The organism is Halosaccharopolyspora lacisalsi (genome assembly GCF_014137975.1).
GTDB lineage: Bacteria > Actinomycetota > Actinomycetes > Mycobacteriales > Pseudonocardiaceae > Halosaccharopolyspora > Halosaccharopolyspora lacisalsi.
Genome location: NZ_JACGWZ010000001.1, coordinates 796157 through 814891, shown reverse-complemented (window position 1 = coordinate 814891; position 18735 = coordinate 796157). Strand labels below are relative to the sequence as shown.

Below are 18735 nucleotides of genomic sequence, written 5' to 3'. Positions count from 1 at the left end.
TATCACTGAAGGTCAAGTTGCAAATCTATTTTTTCTGGATTCGCAAATAGATAAAAATGAAGACAGTCGCCCCAACTCCGCAAAGCACGATAGCAGTAAACAGTGACAGCAAGAAATTATCACCCCAGAAGAATCCGATTGCCACCCCTACAAAAACTGCAACTGCGATCAACACCAAGAAAGTGGTCGTCAATGTCTTTTTTGCACGCTTATCCATGTCTGAAAACTTTCGAATTTCCATGATAAACCAATCAAAAATACTATTTGTAAAAATTATTTATCCATGTGACAATTCTAGCGAAATATTCAAATTGGCTCGGGATAAAATTATGAGCAATTTCTAGTGGCCCTACGTGTGCCACGCAGGGCCATGCTAGCCTCCATGCGATTCCTCTTATTATCCTACCCATTCAGACAATCGGCGCCCAAATACAACACCCAGGCCAGCACTAAAGCCCACGGCGCCTCCTATGAACCCGCCGATTCCGCCGACGGGCAGGCATCCCGCGCCAGCAGCAAGCGACCCGATCGCGCATCCAATGGCACCACCAAGAGCGGCTCCACCAGTTGTGAATGACCCAATAATGCTTAGGTCTTGCCCGAAATCATCATACCTGTAACCTTCGTTGTATTCTTGTTGGCATGTTGCTTTTTCGGGATGCCCCTCGGGGTAGGTGGCGATGCATTTACCAGCCTGGTAGGAGGCCAGCTCGACTTCGCGTTCGGTGATGTCGGGGCGGTTGTGTCGTTTGTCGATGTATTCCTGTCGGCGCTTGTCGATTTCTGCTTGGCGGGCTTGGGCTGCTGCGGCGGCTGCTGCGTCGGCGTCCTTGCCGGCTTGGAGTGCTGCGGTGCGGGCCTTGTTGGCAGCGGTGTAGGCCTGCCCCGCGTAGCTATGGGCGTCGGAGACGGAGCGGTGCGCCTGCACGGTGTAGACCGCCGCGTCGTGGGCGTCTTCGCGTGCCGCGGCGGCCGCGTTCTGGGCTTTATCGGCTGATGCCGCTGCTTGTTGGGCCGACTGTTGGGCCGCGTCGGCCGAGGCTTGGGCCTGGTTGGCGTAGTCGGCGGCCTGGCTGGCCGAGTTCGCCGCCTGCTGGGCGTAGCCGTTGGCCTCGGCTGCGGCTCCGCGGGCGGTCGCGGCGGCTTGGGCGGCTTTGTAGGCCTGTCGTTGCGCGTCGGCGGCGGCTTGTAGGCCGCGGTGGACGAGCCGGTTCATTTCGGCGTGGTGGACGGCGGCTCGTTGGTCCCGCTGCTTGGCGAGATACTGGCCGGACTGCACGAACGCCCGCGTCCACGCCGCGGGGCCTTGCATGGCGGCCTCGGCGGCACCCTTGGTACGCGGACCACCACCATCCTTGATGCGCATCGTGTTGATGCGGTAGTCCGTAGCCTTGGCGGTGAACTGCCCCTCGGCGAGGAACCGACGAACGTCCTCCGGAGTGCCCTTCAACGCCTTGTTGGCCGCATCCTTGACCGCCGGGCCGATGGCACCGTCCAGGATCTGAACCGTACGGATCCGATCATCAGTGACCCGCCCTTCATAGTCCTGCGTCTTCAAAAACTCGCGCATCTCGGCGACCGGGGCCTTCAGTGCCTGCTCGGCCGCCTCGCGCAACGCGGCCGGCTCACCCAACTCTGCGATACGCGCGACCTTGGCTCGGTCGTCCTGCACCGCCGCCGCTTGGCGGCCGGTGGCCACCCACCGGCGCACATCCGCCTCCGTGCCCGACAAGGCATGCTGGGCGGCCTTCTTGCTCCACGGCCCACCCGTCTTCATGATGGTGACCGCAGCCTGCCGTCCCTTGCGCAACACGGTAGCCGGATCGGCACCGGGCGCGCTGGCCTCCTCGAGCAACTTCTGCGTCCGCTCGTTCAGGCGGGCCCGCTCGGCCGCGTCCCAGGCCAGTTCGTCCTGACGATCCTGCCAGGCATCCTTGGTCTTCTCCGCCGCCTCGATCCTCTGCTGCCTGTCGTGCGCGATGCGCTCAGCCTCGGCTTCGCGAGCCAGCTTGACCACCTCGCGAGCCCGCATGGCCGCGTTCATCGACACGTTCGCGGCCTCGATGGCCGCGTTGGCGTGCCGGGTGGCTTCGGCGGCGGCGTCATCGGCTTCACCCGCGTGATCAGCCGCCTTGTCGGCTGCGGCGGCCGCGTTGGTGGCGTGATTGGCCGCTGAATCCGCCGCTGCTGCCGCATCATTAGCTGCCTGCGCCGACCGGTTGGCCAACGAGGTCGCCGCGTTCGCGGCGTTGGTGGCCCGATCGGCCTGGGCCTGCGCCTCGGCACCGGCCCGCTCGGCTGCGGCCGCCGCGCCCTCGGCAACACCGGTCTGTCGGCTGGCCTCCCTGGCTGCCGCACCCGCCGCAGCGGCGTTCTGCGCCGCGCTAGCTGCTGATTGCGCCGCGGTGGCGGACTCGTGGGCTGCGGTCCCGGCATTGCGGGCTGCATCGGCTGCGCGGGTCGCCCCTGCGGCGGCATCACGTGCGGTCTGGGCCGCCTGGCGAGCGGCTTGAGCCTGGCTCGCGTCCTGGGCAGCGGCCGAAGCCGCCGAGTAGGCCCGCGAAGCGGCCTGACCCGCCAAACTGGCTGCGGTGGCCGCGCGGGAGGCGGCATTGGCGGCCTGTCGCGCGGCCCGGTCGGCTGCTGTGGCCGCACTGATGGCGGTCCTGGCAGCGTCGGCAGCCTGACCGGCCAGCTTCGCGGCTTCCCTCGCAGAGGCGCTGGCCCGGGCCGCATCTCCCTGAGCCGCCTCGGTTTCCTCCTTGGCGCGCTGAGCGGCCTGCTTGGCTTTGGCTGCCGCCTTCACGGCCCGATCGGTGGCTTCCTGAGCAGCAGCGGTCTGTTCGCGGGCTTTCCGACCGGCCTTTTCGGCGCGTTCGACCAGCTCGGTAACCGTGGCTTTCTCCGCGTCGCGGGCCCGGGCCACCTCCCAGTCGTGGTTGAGGAAGCGCTGCAGTGCCACATCGGTGTCGGCGTCCAGCGCCCTCTCGGCAGCGGCATCCACGTGTGGCCCGCCGCCGTCCTTGGCCCGCACGACCTGAATCCGCAGGTCGATGTGGTGGGGCTCTTTCCACCCATCCTCGAGGAAGCTCTCCAGAGCCTCGTTGGTGTCGGCGTCCAGGGCCTTTTCCGCGGCCTCCTTCACCGCCAGGAAACCGCCGTCCTTCGCCCGGACGGTCCAGATTCTCAGATCCCGGTGGTAGGGAACTTTCCATCCGGTGTCGAGGAACTTCCGCAGGGCCTCGTCGCTGTCGGCCTTGAGCACCTCATTGGCGGCGTCCCTGGTGGCGGGCCCACCGGCGTCCATGAGCCGCAACGTTCGGATGCGCAGGTCGTGATGCTTCGCGGTCTCCCGGCCGCTGTTGAGGAACTCGCGCAGGGCGTCGCCGCCACCGACGAGTGCCTCAGCGGCGGCGTCCTTCATCGCAGGGCCGCCCTCCTGCCACAGTTGCACCACCTGGGCGCGTTCGGCCGGAGTGACCTGGGCTGCTTGCGCTAAGGCGCCCGGTGCGGCACCGAGCATGCTGGTCGCGACCGCGACGACAACACCAGTGGCCACGCTGGTCCGGTATCGAGCGCCGCGAGCACGAACACGTCTGAGTCTTCCTCTTCGTAACACTCGTTTACTCCCCGTGGATTGATGAGACACGCAGCGCGAAACCCTCCCACGGGCCAGCGGGGAAATCAAGATATTTACTTGAGCAAAATTGTACGATGATATGCGTAACACCACGTAACGATGATAGTCGCAACCGATTCGTTGCTCATTGCTTGCCGCGCGGTGATGGTTGAACATCGCAGGCTCCGCTAGTGTTTCCCGGCTGATTCCCCGCAGGGGTGCAACGGACGCGGATCGGAGTAAACGTGAGATTGAGATACGGATTTCGACTTATCGGAGTCGGCATCGTCGTCGCGATGGCGACCTCGACCGGTGTCGCGGTCGCGTTGACCGGCGAGAAAACACAGCAGGTAGCGGCCGGTTCTCCGCCTCCGGCCGTCGAGGACCACAGCTACCCCGGCGCGGACCGCATCGAGGCCGAAACGGGGATCAGGCTCATCGAGGGAGACGGTCACATCGTCAAAGTCGACTGCGCAAAAGAAACTCCACTGATCAAGGTGGACAGCAGCACTCTCGGAAGCTCGTGCTACGAAGTTCTCGGGGAGAGCGGTTGGCTGACCATGGAAATCCCCAAGGTGTATGCCCTCGAGGGCGACGACCACAACCTGAACGCCTACGTGACGACCAACGGAAAGACCCAGGCGGTCGACGTGGGCCCCGGGGAATACACGCCGGTCGGTGAAGGCCAACAGCCCCCCGACAACGACCCGGCGACGCTGGTCGAGCTGCAGGCCTCGTGAGAAAACCCCCGCGAACCCAAGGAGTATCCATGACACATGCGCGCCACAGACGCGTGCTGACCACGGTGGTGGTCACGGCCACCTGCATGGCGTTAGCGACAGCACCCGCCTCGGCCGTCTCCGGCGGCCAAGCTCTGGACACAGCAACGCAGCCGTTCCTGGCCAAGATCGACGTGGGCGACGAGCGCTCCGGGGTGTCCTGCTCGGGCGCCCTGGTCGCTCCGCAGTGGTTGGCCGCCGCCGGCTCGTGCTTCGCCGACAGCCCGGAGGAGCCGGGTGCACCGCGCGCGGAAACCACGGCCACGATCGGCGGCAGTTCGCTGTCCGACGGCGGTGGCCAGGTGCGCCAGGTCGACCGGCTCGTGCCGCGCGGTGACCGGGACCTGGTGCTGGCCCGCCTCGACGAGCCCGTATCCGGCATCACACCGGTGGCGATGGCGACCAGCCAACCGAACGCCGGGGACACGCTGCGCGCCTCCGGCTACGGGCGCACCACCGAGACGTGGGTGCCCGACCAACCCCACACCGGTGACTTCACGGTCCAGTCGGTGCAAACCGGCATGGTCGACATCCAGGGGGCCAGCACCGAGGCCAGCATCTGCAAGGGAGACGCCGGCGGACCGATCCTGCGCACCACCGCCGACGGCGTCGCACTGGTGGGAGTGGCCAGCGGTTCCTGGCAGCACGGGTGCCTGGGCGAAACCACCGACAAGCGAGGCGCCACCGCGGCCCGCACCGACAACATCACCACCTGGATCGGTGCACAGACGCTGAACCTGCAGGCTGATCCGGCGAGCAAGCACGCGATCAACCTAACCTGGACCGCCGCGCAGGCGGCGACATACCAGGTGTACGGGTCACAATCGGAGAGCGTGCCGCAGGACGCTGAACACCTGCTCGGCGAGACGGAAACCCCGCGTTTCACCCACACCTCGCTGCCCGCGGACCAGACCTGGCACTACCGGGTGGCCGCGCTCGACGCCGAGGGCAACCAGCTCGTTCTGTCCAGCATCGTCTCGGCCGTCAGTCCCACAGACACCGTCTCCGACTTCAACGGCGACGGAATGGACGACATCGCCACCTTCACCCGCGGCACGCGCGCCGACGCCTACGTCTCGCTGTCGGACGGGAACAAGTTCGTCCAGGACGGCTGGCTGTGGCACGACCACCTCGCCGTGGACAAGCAGATACCGCTGAGCGGCGACTTCAACGGCGACGGCAAAACCGACGTCGCCGCCTTCAACGGCGACGCCTCCGGAGACGTGTACGTGTCCCTGTCGGACGGGTCCGGTTTCAGCCCCGCAAAGCGGTGGCACGACTACTTCGGCCTCACCGGCCAGAAGGTCACGGTCGGCGACGTCAACGGTGACGGACTCGACGACATCATCGCCTTCACCGGCGGAGACGCCGCCGACGTGTACGTGGCCCTGTCCACCGGAAAGCTCTTCGAACCCGCCCAGAAGTGGCACGACCGCTTCAACGTGGGCACCGATCGGCCCGCCACCGGCGACTTCAACGGTGACGGCCGCGACGACATCGCCACCTTCTCCGACGACGGGCACGTGTACGTGTCGCTGTCCGACGGCACCCGGTTCGTCCAGAGCGGCTGGCAGTGGCACTCCTACTTCTCCCCGAAGGGCGAGATTCCCGCCGTGGGCGACTTCAACGGCGACGGAACGGACGACATCGTCACGTTCATGCGCGGTGATTCCGGCGACGTGTACGTGTCCCTGTCCACCGGCGAGACGTTCGTCGAGGACGACCAGAAGTGGAGCGAGTTCTTCTCGATCGGCGACGAAGTACCCGGCGTCGGCGACTTCAACGGCGACGGCAAGAGCGACGTCATCACCTTCACCCGCGGTGGCGAGGCGACGGTGTACGTGTCGCGCTCGGACGGAGAAGCATTCGTGCCCGGAGCCGACGCGCAGTGGCACGGCCACTTCGCCACCGGCGACGAGATAACGATCCCTCGAGCACCCCGGTAACGCTTTCCCACGGCCACCCGTTCGAGGAGCGGGCGGCCGCAGGGTGTCACGAGCAGCATCATCACACCGTCAGGGCCCCGGCCACGCGTGTGGCCGGAGCTACGGGTCAGCGGTCGTAGTGGCCGGTCTTGAGGGCCGTCAGGAACGAACGCCACGCGGCTGAGCGGAAGGCGAGCGTCCCCCCGTCGCGGTCCTTGGTGTCGCGCACTCCTGCTAAGCCGGACGCACCGCCCACCTCGACGCAGTCATTGCCGTTGGGGTTGCTCCGCGAGGACTTGCGCCACCCCCCGAATTCACCGCCAAGGTACTGACTGTCGCTACCAATGCTCATCGCAAGGTTCCCTTCAGAGGTCATGATGACGTGGCAAGCCGCAGGAGAAACCGCCTGGTCTCCTCCGGTCCCATGGCTGCGGCCTTCTGCTGCTCCCACAAGATGAGATATCGAGCAGTTCGCTTCACATCGTCGATGTACTCACCATCCTCGTGTTGTTCCAGGTAGACGATATCGACCGGTGGTTGGGTGTCATACCCGAAGATCGTGTAGTCGTGCGACTGCCCCATGTAGTACCCGGTGCTGAACGGCACGACCTGGAGCTCGACGTTCGGACGGTCCAGTACCTCGATGAGCTTGGCGATCTGCGCCTCCGCAACCGCCGAGTTGCCCGCTACCCTGCGCAACGCCGCTTCGTCGAGGATGAACCAGAACTGCTGATCCTCGTTGTCCAGCACGCTCTGGCGAGCAAGTCGATCGCCGGTGTCCCGGTCGATCTGCTCCTGCGCTGGCGAAGGACGCCACGCGCGGAAGAGCGTGCGCATGTAGTCCTCGGTCTGCAAGATCCCCGGCACGACCATGGTCCTATAGCAACGATAGCGCTGGCACGTCGGTTCCATGTCCACGAGCAACCGCATGTGTCGTTGGAACCTCAAGCGGAAGGCACCGCGCCTGGAGCGCTTGTTACTCTCCGAATGCAGGTCAAGTGCGTAGGAACGCTCGGTCTCACTCGCGCCGTAGCGCTCGAGAAGCGCATTGAGCTCAAGCGGCTTTACTCCGCCGCCGCTTTCCAAGTAATCGATCTTCTGCTGCGTGCAGCCCAAGATTTCGGAAGCATCCTGCTGAGTCAGTCCGGCATCGCACCGCTGCCGCTTCAGCTCGTGACCGAGCACGATCTTCGTCACTGGTGCTGGTAACTGCTGGGACACCGAATCCTCCACCTCGGACGCGCTCACCCGAACGTGTTCTGTACACCCGACTTGTACAAACTTACGCTTGGTGTTGTCGATCACACAGAGCGTACCGTCATCGGCAGGGCGCTGATCAGGCGGTCTCGCAGGAAGGGGAAGACCATGAGCAAGCTCGAGATGGGGACCTGGGTCGGCCTCGACGACGAACCCGTCGAGTACACGGTGCTCAGGGACGAGGTGGAGCTCGACCTGGGCGGGCGCGGTTCCGGCTTCGAGATACTGGCCACCGAACGGGGCCTGACGGTGCTGGCCGATCGGTGCACCGAAGCCCTGGGCGAACTCCGCGCCCGGCGTAGGCGGGAGGAACTCGTACCGGAGTGACGTCTCATCGAGCGGCCTGCCCCGAGCGGGGCGGGCCGCTCACTCGCGGCGGCCGAGGTCGTCGAGGGCGTTCCACGACGTCGCGAGACCGTAGACCAGCGCCAGGGCGAAGGGCTGGAGCAGGACCGCGGACGGAGTGTCGATCTCCGGCGGCATCGTGATGAGCTCGCCCACCTGCGGCTCTGCCGGCATCGGATGGAGACCGCCGGCGAACATCGTCCCCAGCTTGCTCGCCAGCCACGCGCACGCCAGGGAACCGAGCACGCCCGCCACCAGCACCACCGGCCCGCGCCGGGAGCGCACCAGCCACAGCAACGCCCCGAGCAGCACCCCGGCCGAGGCGGTGATCAGCAGGAACACCGCCAGCGCGTCGAACCGGTGATAGCTCTCCACCGGCATCATCGACAGCTCGCCGCCACTGGTCAGCACGCTGGCGTGCGCCGGCGCCAGCCGCGACCACAGCCACCCGAGCGGCACTCCGAGCAGTGACACCGACACCAGCGCGATCAGCGCAGGCAACAGATCCGCCTTGACCACCACGCGAGGAGTCTGCCTGGACCAGAACGCGGGCGCAGCGGTACCGTCCCCCGAACCGGCCACCTGCGGCGGGGTGTCGCGGCCCTCGTGCGCCTCGACCGGTCCCTCCGGCACCCGTGACCTCCCGCGCTGCGAACGACGACGCCTGTCGCCCGTAGCCTACAGTTCCACGCGGGGGCGAAGTTTCCGCGCCAGCACGATCTCACCGGGAACCGCAGCGCAACGCCCATCGCGACCTCGGTATCCGGTGGCTCGGGACACATCAACTATTCTGCGTTCGCCCGTTGTCATCCACCGCCGAAGGACAAGCGAAGTGGTGGGAATCTTGCCGCGCCCGACGCCGACCGGCCAACCGGCCGACGAACCTCGTCAGGAACCGACCATCCGGCTGAGACCGCGCAGCCTCGTCGCCGAGTTGCTGCTCGGCTCCGCCGTCGCCGCCGTGCTCAGCCTCGTGCTGCAGTTCCTCGTCGTGCACCTGGGCATCAGCGAGCCCAGCTTCGCTCCCGAAGCACTGGCCGTGCTCGGCAGCACCGCGGTGCTGGTGGCCGTGTTCGCAGTGCTGGCCTTCGGCCGCCGGTACTGGCGCAGGTCCTGGCGCGTCGTGAGCGCGTGGGTGTCCCTGACGGCGTTCACCACGCTCGCCCTGGCCGTTCCGCTGCAGGGCAGCCGCTTCTACTACGGCGGATCGTCGGTCGACAACGGGTTCCGGATGCAGTACATGACCCGGATGGCCTCCACGCTGGGGCTGGCCGACATGAACTACCCCGACACCGCGCCGTACTACCCGGCCGGCTGGTTCTGGCTCGGTGGACGTTTCGCCAACCTCATCGGCTGGCAGGGTTGGGCCGCCTACAAGCCTTACGCGCTGACCTGGATCGCGGTGACCGCCGTGGTCGCCTTCACCCTGTGGAGCATCCTGCTGCGGCGGCGGACGGCGTTGCTCGCCGCGCTGGTCACGACGCTGTCCGGGGGCATGATGCTGCACGGCATCATGGAGCCCTACGCGTGGCCCTCGGCGGCCTGGCTGCCTCCGGTCGCCGTGCTGACGTGGTACACGCTGCGCCGCGAGGCCCCGGCTCCGCGCGGGGCGCTGATCGGGATCGGCTGCTTCGTCGGGTTCGCCGCCGTCACCTACACCCTGCACTTCGGATTCGCCGTGCTGCTGACCGTGACGATGGCGGTGGTCATCGGCGTCCTGCGGGTCCGCGAGGGGCACCGGGCCGGGGCGACGGCCAGGCGACTGTTCCTGCGGTTGTTGCCGATCGGCGTGGTCAGCGGACTGATCGCGCTCCTGGTGTGGACACCGTTCCTGCTCGCGGGTGGCTTCCTGCACAGGAGTGCCGCCCAGCACTACCTCCCCGAGTCCAGCGCCCTGCTGCCGTTGCCGATGACCGAGGCCAACGCCTTCGGGGCGCTGTGCCTGGCGGGGCTGATCTGGCTGCTGCTGCGCTGCCGCGGCGACCGGATCGCCACCGCGATGCTCACGGTCGTGGCCGGGATCTACTGCTGGTTCGGCCTGTCCACGCTGGCGCTGATGGCCGAGACGACGTTGCTGGCGTTCCGGCTCGAGGTGATCCTCGGCGCGGTGCTGGCCGTGGCCGGAGTGCTCGGACTGCTGGAGCTGATCGCCCACCTGCGGCAGCGGCTCACCGCGCACCACGCCGCGCGGACCACCGTGGTGGCCTGCGCGCTGGGGTTGATCGGGGCGGTCAGCCTGACCCAGATGACCATCGGCGACACGATGGCCTCGGCCGCCAAGAAGGCCTACACCGACTACTACCCCACCGGTGCCAACGCCAAGGGCCAACGGGATCCGGAGCAGCCGGGTGCGTGGCTGGACGAGCTGACCGGCACCATCTCGACGCTGACCGGCGGCGAACCCAGCGACGACATCGTGCTGAGCACCAACTACACGCTCATGTCGTTCCACCCGTACCTGGGTTTCCAGCAGGAGACACCGCACTACGCCAATCCGCTGGCCGACTACGAGCAGCGTGCGGCCGCCATCCACCGGTGGGCCGACGCCGACGACAGCCGGGAACTGCTGCGGATGCTGGAGCACGGCGAGTTCCCCCCACCGAACGTGTTCGTGCTGCGCAACACGCCGAAGTCCACCGAGGACTCGGAGGGGACCAACCGACCCGCGCGGAACTCCGACGAGCTGACGCTGAACCTCAAGGCCGACGCCTTCCCGCAGCAGCCCAACGTCCGCGACTACACGGTCTCCTTCGCTCCGAAGGTCTTCGACTCCCCCGCCTTCGTCCAACGCGAGGTCGGTCCCTACACCGTCATCGCCCGGCGGTGACGGTGCGGGGCCACGCCGTCACCGCACGGTCGTCGTTTCCCTGGTGACGCGGCGTCGCAGAATCGCGACCGCGGCGTCGACGTCACCGCCGTCGAGGGGAATGATCCACTCGCGCGAGCCCGCCGTCACCGTCACGGCGGGACCTGCCGTCGCCGCCGGGATCAGCGCGTTCTCCGGGCGGGGCGCGACCAGGGGTTCTCCACCCAGGAGATCGACGCGTCGCGCCGAAGTGATCTCCGCGAGGGGAATCCGGTCGTCGTGATGGCGCTGGCCGTCGCTCCGCACCCGCAGTACCCGCACCGACAGCACCTCGGTGCCGAGGTAGAACGTGGCACGCTCGCAGCCACGTGCCACCACGGGCAGCTCCAGCGGACTGTCGGCCAACTCCGGGGTCAGCGGTTTCACCAGGATCCGGCGCGCCCAGGCCGCGAGGCGGTTCGCGATGATCGCGCCGCCGACCACGGCGATCGGTGTCTGGTACGTGGCGTACTCCAGCGGGAGGACGTCGACGTGCGGCCCCCACATTCCCCCGGCGAACAGACCGACGAACACCGAGGGGCCGGCCCAGCGGCCCGGACGGTGACGCTGCGCCCACGCGTATCCCACGACGGCGAGGACCGTCAGGGGCGGGACGATCATCCCCGGATCGAGGAGGACCTCGTAGCCCGGACCAACGGACCACGACACCTGCTGCCACCCCACGGACACCACCGTCACCAGGGGCAGCACCCCGAAGACCAGAGCGAGCAGGGGGATCGCGCGGGCGGATCTGCGGGAGAACTCCTGACTGTGACGCACAACCGGTGACCCTACCCGTGACGATCAGCCCACAGGTGTGGTACACCGACGCTCGGCCGAGCCTCTCATCGAGGTTTCCGGCCGGGTCGTCGTCAGGGCCCGGACCGCCGTCTCAAAGGGTGAACGGACCGTTTGGGCACTCACACCGCCACAACGGTCCGTTCACCACGACGCGGAGGCTCATCCGAGCCGGACGACCCGAGAAGAAGACATCATCAGCCCGGGCGCACGGGCAGGGTCTCCAGGCCGCGCATCAGGGTGCTGAACCGCCAGCGCACGTCGTCGTCGCCCACCGCCAACGACAGGTCCGGGAACCGCTCGATCAGCCGGCGCAGCGCGATCTGGGCCTCCAGCCGGGCCAGCGGAGCCCCCACGCAGAAGTGGATACCGTGGCCGAAGGCCAGGTGCCCGGCCGTGGAGCGGTCGACGTCGAACTCCTGGGCGTCGGCGTACTTGTCCTCGTCGCGGTTGGCCGAGCTCAGCGACACCAGCACCAGCTCGCCCTCGGGGATCTCGACCTCCCCCACCGCCACCGTCTCGGAGGTGAAGCGCAGCGTCGCCAGGTTCACCGGCCCCTCGTAGCGCAGGGTCTCCTCGACCAGCCCGGGAACCCGTTCGTGGTCGGCTCGCACCGCCGCGAACTGCTCGGGGTTGCGCAACAGCGCCAGCACACCGTTGCCGATGAGGTTGACCGTCGTCTCGTGCCCGGCGATCAGCAGCAGGAACACCATCGCGACCAACTCGTTCTCGCCGAGCCGGTCGGTGTCCTCGCCGGCCTCGATCAGCCCCGTGAGCAGGTCGTCAGCCGGTTCCCGGCGCTTGCGCTCGACCAGTTCGACGAGGTAGGCCGCCATCTGCTCGCTCGCCACCCTGGCGGCCTCCGGGTCGCGTCCCGCCACCGCCGCGTTGGACCACTCCCGGAAGTCGTCGCGGCGATCCTCGGGAATGCCCAGCAGTTCGCAGATCACCCGGATCGGTAGCGGAAAGGCGAATTCGTCCAGCAGATCCACCTCGCCCTCCCCGGCCCTCGCCGCCATCGACTCCAGCAGCTCGGTGGTGATCTCCTCGATCCGCGGGCGCAGTGCCTCCACCCGGCGCGCGGTGAACGCCTTGACCACCAACTTGCGCAACCGGGTGTGGTCCGGCGGGTCCATGTTGAGCATGTGCGCCTGCACGGCGTCGTCGAAGCCCGGACGCGGGGAGTCCGAGCTCATGCTCGCCTCCATGGCCGCGCGCATTCCCCGGTAGTCCTTGCTGAAACGAGCGTCGGCCAGCACCGCTCTGGCCTCCGCGTAACGGGTGATCACCCACACCGGCATCCCGGTGACGGTGACCACCTTTCTCGCGGGGGCCTCGGCGCGCAACTGCGCGTTGCGCACGTGCGGGTCCTGCACGAACTCGTCGTCGAGGACGGGAAGTCCGGCGGGCGTGGTGTGCTCGATGGTGGACATGGCAGCCTCTCGGAATCGATCGGGACGCGACCCCACCAGTGAACACCGTTTAAGAGCGCCTGTCACTCGGTGTCGAAGCAGCCCGCCCCGAGCAGTCCCTTGAGCTCACCCTGCAAACCGTTTCCGGTGGACACGAAGTAGTCGCTCGACAGCGCCAACCGGGTGATCCCCCGCGGTCCCTGCAACTTCACGTGCACGGGAACGGTGCCGGAGTGTGCCCGCAGCGTGCGCTTGAGCTCGCTGACCAACGTCCGGTCCACCTTGTTGGCCGGCATCCGGATGACGAACGCCGGACTCGTGCCCGGGTCGGTCTCGGCCGCCGAGATGTCCACCGGAACCGCGTCCGAGGCGAACACGCTGACCGTGCCCTCGCGCTCGTTGATCCGGCCCTTGACCGCGATCGCGGTGTCCTCGACCAGGCAGTCGGCGAACAGCTCGTAGGCCTTCGGGAAGAACAGCACCTCGACGCTGGCGTCCAGGTCCTCCAGCGTGGCGATCGCCCACGGGTGACCGTTCTTGTTGATCCGCCGCTGAATCCCCGAGATCATCCCCGCGATCTTGACCTGCGGGTCCTTGCCCTCCTTGCCGCCGCCCTCGGGACGCTCCCCGCCGACCAGCTCGGCGATGCCGGTGTCCTGGTAGGGAGCCAGCAGCCGCTCGGCCCCGTCCAACGGGTGCGCCGAGACGTACAACCCCAGCATCTCCCGCTCGTAGGACAGCAGCTGCTTGCGCGGCCACTCCTCGGAGGTGAACGTCAGGTGCGACAACGGCGACGCCTGCGACTCCGCGTCCTCGGAGGAACCGCCGCCGAACAGGTCGAACTGGCCGAGGGCCTCCTGACGCTTGATCCCGATCACCGCGTCCACCGCCGACTCGTGGTGCTGGGTCAGCGCCATCCGGGTCTGGCCCAGCGAGTCGAAGGCACCGGCCTTGATCAGGGACTCGACGACCCGCTTGTTGCAGGCGATCGTCTCGGACTTGTCCAGGAAGTCGGTGAAGGACTGGTAGCGCCCCTTCTCCTCCCGCACCCGGCAGACCGAGGAGACCACGTTCGAACCGACGTTGCGCACGGCCGTCATCCCGAAGCGCACGTCCGAACCCACGGGGGTGAAGGTGTCCCGCGAGTCGTTGACGTCCGGCGAGAGCACCCGAACGCCCATGCGGCGGCACTCGCTGAGGTAGACCGCCATCTTGTCCTTGTTGTCGCCGTTGGAGGTCAGCAGCGCGGCCATGTACTCGGCCGGGTAGTTCGCCTTGAGGTAGGCCGTCCAGTAGGCGACCAGCGCGTAACCGGCGGCGTGGGACTTGTTGAACGCGTACCCGGCGAAGGGCAGCACCGTCGTCCACAGCGCGTCGATGGCCTCCTCGGTGTAGCCGTTGGTCAGCATCCCCGCGTGGAAGCGCTCGTACTCCTCGTCGAGCACCTCCTTCTTCTTCTTGCCCATCGCGCGGCGCAGCATGTCGGCTTGCCCGAGGCTGTAGTTGGCCACCTTCTGCGCGATGGCCATGATCTGCTCCTGGTAGACGATCAGACCGTAGGTCTCGGCCAGGATGTCGCGGAGCGGCTCCTCCAGCTCCTTGTGGATCGGCTCGACGGGTTTGCGGCCGTTCTTGCGGTCGGCGTAGTCGAGGTGTGCGTTGACCTCCATCGGACCCGGGCGGTACAGGGCGTTGGCGGCCACGATGTCGGTGAACTCGGTGGGGCGCAGCCGCTTGAGCAGCTCCCGCATGCCACCACCCTCGAGCTGGAACACGCCCAGGCTCTCGCCGCGGGCCAGCAACTCGTAGGTGTTGGCGTCGTCGAGGGCCAGCGTGGACAGGTCGATCTCGATCTCGTAGTTCTGACGCACCGACTGCAGGGCGTCACCGAGGATCGTCAGGTTCGACAGTCCCAGGAAGTCCATCTTGAGCAGGCCGATCGCCTCGCAGCTGGGATAGTCCCAGCCGGTGATGACCGAACCGTCATCGCGCTTCCACAGCGGCACCGTGCCCATCAGCGGCTGCGAGGACAGGATCACCGCGCACGCGTGCACACCCGCGTTGCGGATCAGACCCTCCAACCCGCGCGCGGTGCTGAAGATCTGCGAGACGGACTGGTCCGTCTCGATGAGGCTGCGGACCTCGGCTGCCTCGGCGTAGCGCTCGTGCTGGGTGTCGGTGATCCCCGACAGCGGGATGTCCTTGGCCGCCACGGGCGCGGGCAGCGCCTTGGAGATCTTGTCGGCGATGGCGAAGCCGGGCTGGCCGTGGTGCACCCGCGCGGCGTCCTTGAGCGCCGCCTTGGTCTTGATCTTGCCGAAGGTGATGACCTGGGCGACCTTGTCGTCGCCGTACTTGTCGACGGCGTACTGCAACACCTCGTCGCGGCGCCGGTCGTCGAAGTCGAGGTCGATGTCCGGCGGCGAGTCGCGCTCCGGGTTGAGGAACCGCTCGAAGATCAGCCCGTGAGCCAGCGGGTCGAGGTTGGTGATGTAGAGGATGTAGGCCAGCAGCGAGCCCGCGGCCGACCCGCGTCCCGGACCGACGTGGATCCCCTGCGACTTCGCCCAGCGCGTCACGTCACCGACCACGAGGAAGTACGCGCAGTAGCCCTTGGTGTCCAGCACGTCGATTTCCAGCGCGATGCGCTCGCGGTACTCGGCGGCGACGCCGTCCGGGAACCGGCTCTCCAGGTAGTGCTCGACCTCCTCCTCCAGGGCGTCGCGCTCGGTCTTGCCCTCCTCGACCGTCACGCGCGGCATCCGGTCCTGGAACGACCACACGTCCTCGTAGGACTCGATCATGTCGGCCACCAGCAGCGTGTTGTCCGCCGCACCGTCCACCTCGCCGTCCCAGTACTCGCGCATCTCCGCGGCGGACTTGAGGTAGTAGCCGTTTCCGTTGAGCTGGAACCGGTTCTCGTCGTGCATCGTCTTGCCGGACTGCACGCACAGCAGGGCGTCGTGCGACTCGGCCTGGTCGGCGGTGACGTAGTGGCTGTCGTTGGTGGCCAGCGGCTTGAGCCCGAGCTCGCGGCCGATCTTGAGCAGGTCCTCGCGGACGAACTGCTCGATCTTGAGGCCGTGGTCCATCAGTTCGAGGAAGAAGTTCTCGGCCCCGAAGATGTCGCGGAAGTCCGACGCGGCCTGCAACGCCTCCCGGTACTGCCCCAGCCGCAACCGCGTCTGCACCTCGCCGGAGGGGCAGCCGGTGGTGGCGATGATCCCCTCGGCGTACTCCGAGATCAGCTCGCGGTCCATCCTCGGTTTCCTGTAGGTGCCCTCGAAGCTGGCCCTGCTGGAGAGGGTGAACAGGTTGCGCAGGCCGGTGCTGTTGCGGGCGAGCATGGTCATGTGCGTGTACGCACCCGCGCCGGAGACGTCACCGCCCTCACCGGACTCGTCGGTGGAGCGCTGCTTGGACTCACCCCAGAACACCGGCTTCTTGTGGTACCTGCTGTACGGGGCCACGTAGGCCTCGATACCGATGATCGGCTTGATGCCGGCCTTCTTGGCCTGCTGGTAGAACTCGTCCGCGCCGTACATGTTGCCGTGGTCGGTCATGCCCACCGCGGGCATCTCCAACCGTTTCGCCTCGGTGAACAGCGCACCCACCTTCGCCGCACCGTCCAGCATCGAGTACTCGGTGTGTACGTGCAGGTGGACGAAGGGATCGACGGCCACGGTGCCTCCTTTCGAGGGTGCTCACCCCTCGCTGCGACGGCTGGTGCACAGGCGCTGGTCAACACGGGAGCCACATGGGCCGGGGTGGACGCGGAGCGCCGGTGGCAGCCAGCCTAACTCGCGGGACGTCGCCCGGCTCGCCGTGCCCGTACCTCTCGCGAAAGGCGGGGTTGGCGGTCTCGCCCCATCGAACCCGGCCGGAACACGGCGAAGGCGCGAGCGGGTAGCGTGGCCGGACGTGGCTGGACCTGACCCCGTGGATGTACGTCTGCTGACCTTCATCGCCGAAACGGGCCGTGCTGCGGTGCCCGAGATCGCGCAGCGGCTGGGCATGGACGTCCGGGACGTCGCCGCGCGGCTCGCCGCGTTGTCCACCACCGGGCTGCCGCTGGTGGTGGGCGTCGAGTGCGACCCCAACGGCATCCGCAACGCGCTGGCCGCCGCCGCTGCGTGGAGCCAGCAGCACAGCGGGTCGCATCCGGTTCAGAATCCGCCCAGCGGGGGTTACCCGGTACCGCCCAGCGGCCCGTACTCCGCATCGGGGCCGATACCGAACCCGACCGGTGGTCACCAGGTCCACGGAGGTGCGAGCGCCCCGTATCCGGCCCAGCACGGCCCGAGCGGGCCACAGGGTTTCACCCCGCAACCTCCTCCCGCCCAGCCACCGGCGGGCGGCCCGGTCCCACCGCCGCAGGGAGCCGCGCCGCCTCCGCAGGGCAACACCTGGGGACCGCCCGGGTCGGCATCGTGGGCGCGGGGTGACCAGCGACCTCCCGAGGCCCGCACCGGCAAGATCGGCAGCAAGCTCGACGTCGACGGGTTGGACGGCGAACGGCTCACCATCCTGCTGGTGGAGGTCGTCGATCCGGCCGACTTCCTGTTCACCGCCGCCGGGTACACCCTGCGCGACGGGGAACGAGCCGTGATCGTGCACACCGAGCTGACCAACCGGGGCTCGACGCCGTTCACCTCGCTCCCGGACCTCCACCTGAACCTGGTGGCCACCGACGGTTCGGTGGTGTCCAAGTCGTCGGTGTCACTGTCCTCCCGACCGCCGCACCGCACCGGGGTTGCGCCGGGCGAGACGGCGGGTGGCCACACCGTCTACGTGCTCCCGGACGGCGTCGAGCTGTCGGCCGTGCGGTGGGCACCGCGCCCCGACGACGAGCAGCGGACCCTGACCTGGGACATCACGGACCTGTAAGGGTCCGCTCCGGGAGCGGGTGGGGATGCTCACCGAAGCCGGGCGCCGCACGTCACCTAGTGTCGGGGGCGGAGTGCCCGAAGTACTTCGAACACCGACTCCCGGGATGTGATCAAGATCGATGTCGTCGGCCTGCTCCACGACGTCATGGGCTCGCCGTGGTTGTACCTGGCGGTCTTCGCGTTCGTGGCCATCGACGGGTTCTTCCCCACCATTCCCGGGGAGACGCTGGTGGTGACCGCCGGGGTGTTCGCCGCGTCCGGCGACCCGAACCTGCTGGTGGTCGTCGCGGTGGGGGCCCTGGGAGGATTCGCCGGGGACCACGTCTCGTACGCGATCGGCTACACCGCCGGTGGCAGGTTGATCAACCGGATGCGGCCGGGATCGCGCAAGCGCAAGCCGTTCGACTGGGCGAGCAGGGCACTGCACGAACGCGGCGGCGGGGTACTGATCATCTGCCGGTTCGTGCCCGGCTGCCGGACGGCCGCCACCCTGACGACGGGCTCGGTTCGCTTCCCGCGCGCCTCGTTCGCCCTGTTCACCAGCATCGGCGTCACGTGCTGGGCCACCTACTTCACGCTGGTCGGCTACGTCGGCGGGATCACCTTCCAGCGTCAGCCGGTGCTGGGGGTCCTGCTCGGTATCGGCCTGGCCGTGCTGGTCTCCGGGGCCATCGAGGGGATCCGGCACCTGCGGTCGCGTGACCGCCGGGCACAGGCCTCCGAGGCCACTTCCGAACCCGCCTCCGAGTCCGCCACGTCCGCCCGGGACTGACCTTCCGACGTCGCTCGCGAAACCCTCACTTTCGTCGGGGCCGGGTGATGACGTCGGTCCGATGCGGGTCACCCCGTCGAGTGACCAACTTCCG

General features: G+C 67.6%; 14 protein-coding genes. 6 read left to right on the top strand and 8 right to left on the bottom strand.

Going from position 1 to position 18735, the window contains the following annotated elements; all coding sequences use genetic code 11:
- Positions 1-25 precede the first annotated feature (25 nt).
- Both FHX42_RS03940 and FHX42_RS03935 read right to left on the bottom strand, forming a co-directional pair.
- Complete coding sequence (locus tag FHX42_RS03940; RefSeq protein ID WP_182542768.1) at positions 26-217, bottom strand: hypothetical protein; 192 nt, start codon at positions 215-217, stop codon at positions 26-28.
- A gap of 180 nt (positions 218-397) precedes the next feature.
- Positions 398-3559, bottom strand: coding sequence for an ALF repeat-containing protein (locus tag FHX42_RS03935; protein ID WP_182542767.1), 3162 nt, complete (start codon positions 3557-3559; stop codon positions 398-400).
- Positions 3560-3915: 356 nt separating this feature from the next.
- Here FHX42_RS03935 and FHX42_RS03930 point away from each other — a divergent pair, with 356 nt between their 5' ends.
- Positions 3916-4359, top strand: a complete 444-nt coding sequence (locus FHX42_RS03930; RefSeq protein WP_182542766.1) for a hypothetical protein — start codon at positions 3916-3918, stop codon at positions 4357-4359.
- A gap of 29 nt (positions 4360-4388) precedes the next feature.
- Positions 4389-6344 carry an FG-GAP-like repeat-containing protein gene (locus FHX42_RS03925; RefSeq protein ID WP_182542765.1) on the top strand — a complete coding sequence of 652 codons (1956 nt, stop codon included), beginning with the start codon at positions 4389-4391 and terminating at the stop codon, positions 6342-6344.
- A 106-nt stretch (positions 6345-6450) separates the two neighbouring features.
- On the opposite strand, the gene FHX42_RS03920 is transcribed toward FHX42_RS03925, so the two are convergent.
- Both FHX42_RS03920 and FHX42_RS03915 read right to left on the bottom strand, forming a co-directional pair.
- The gene (locus FHX42_RS03920; RefSeq protein ID WP_182542764.1) at positions 6451-6675 is read right to left on the bottom strand and encodes a DUF397 domain-containing protein; all 225 of its coding nucleotides are present in this window, start codon (positions 6673-6675) and stop codon (positions 6451-6453) included.
- Between the two features lie 20 nt (positions 6676-6695).
- A complete protein-coding gene (locus FHX42_RS03915; protein WP_328795888.1) occupies positions 6696-7628 on the bottom strand; it encodes a helix-turn-helix domain-containing protein in 933 nt (310 codons plus the stop codon).
- 60 nt (positions 7629-7688) lie between these two features.
- Between FHX42_RS03915 and FHX42_RS03910 the strand changes: the two genes are divergently transcribed.
- On the top strand, positions 7689-7907 hold the full coding sequence (locus FHX42_RS03910; protein WP_182542763.1) for a hypothetical protein: 219 nt from the start codon (positions 7689-7691) through the stop codon (positions 7905-7907).
- Positions 7908-7946: 39 nt separating this feature from the next.
- On the opposite strand, the gene FHX42_RS03905 is transcribed toward FHX42_RS03910, so the two are convergent.
- Entirely contained in the window at positions 7947-8558 is a 612-nt protein-coding gene (locus FHX42_RS03905; protein ID WP_182542762.1) for a DUF2567 domain-containing protein, read from the bottom strand.
- Between the two features lie 199 nt (positions 8559-8757).
- On the opposite strand from FHX42_RS03905, the gene FHX42_RS03900 reads away from it, so the two are divergent.
- Entirely contained in the window at positions 8758-10752 is a 1995-nt protein-coding gene (locus FHX42_RS03900; protein ID WP_182542761.1) for an arabinofuranosyltransferase, read from the top strand.
- A gap of 18 nt (positions 10753-10770) precedes the next feature.
- Here the strand turns inward: FHX42_RS03900 and FHX42_RS03895 are convergent, their stop codons facing one another.
- The 3 genes from FHX42_RS03895 to dnaE all read right to left on the bottom strand — a co-directional run bounded on the left by FHX42_RS03895 (position 10771) and on the right by dnaE (position 16663).
- Entirely contained in the window at positions 10771-11550 is a 780-nt protein-coding gene (locus FHX42_RS03895) for a hypothetical protein (protein ID WP_182542760.1), read from the bottom strand.
- A 215-nt stretch (positions 11551-11765) separates the two neighbouring features.
- Complete coding sequence (locus FHX42_RS03890; RefSeq protein ID WP_182542759.1) at positions 11766-13001, bottom strand: cytochrome P450 family protein; 1236 nt, start codon at positions 12999-13001, stop codon at positions 11766-11768.
- 62 nt (positions 13002-13063) lie between these two features.
- Positions 13064-16663 carry a DNA polymerase III subunit alpha gene (gene dnaE / locus FHX42_RS03885; RefSeq protein WP_182542758.1) on the bottom strand — a complete coding sequence of 1200 codons (3600 nt, stop codon included), beginning with the start codon at positions 16661-16663 and terminating at the stop codon, positions 13064-13066.
- A 238-nt stretch (positions 16664-16901) separates the two neighbouring features.
- Here dnaE and FHX42_RS03880 point away from each other — a divergent pair, with 238 nt between their 5' ends.
- Positions 16902-17867, top strand: coding sequence for an AsnC family protein (locus FHX42_RS03880; protein ID WP_182542757.1), 966 nt, complete (start codon positions 16902-16904; stop codon positions 17865-17867).
- Between the two features lie 108 nt (positions 17868-17975).
- Positions 17976-18641 (top strand): DedA family protein, encoded by a 666-nt coding sequence (locus FHX42_RS03875; RefSeq protein WP_220479481.1) that lies wholly within the window; start codon positions 17976-17978, stop codon positions 18639-18641.
- The last annotated feature ends 94 nt before the right edge of the window (positions 18642-18735 follow it).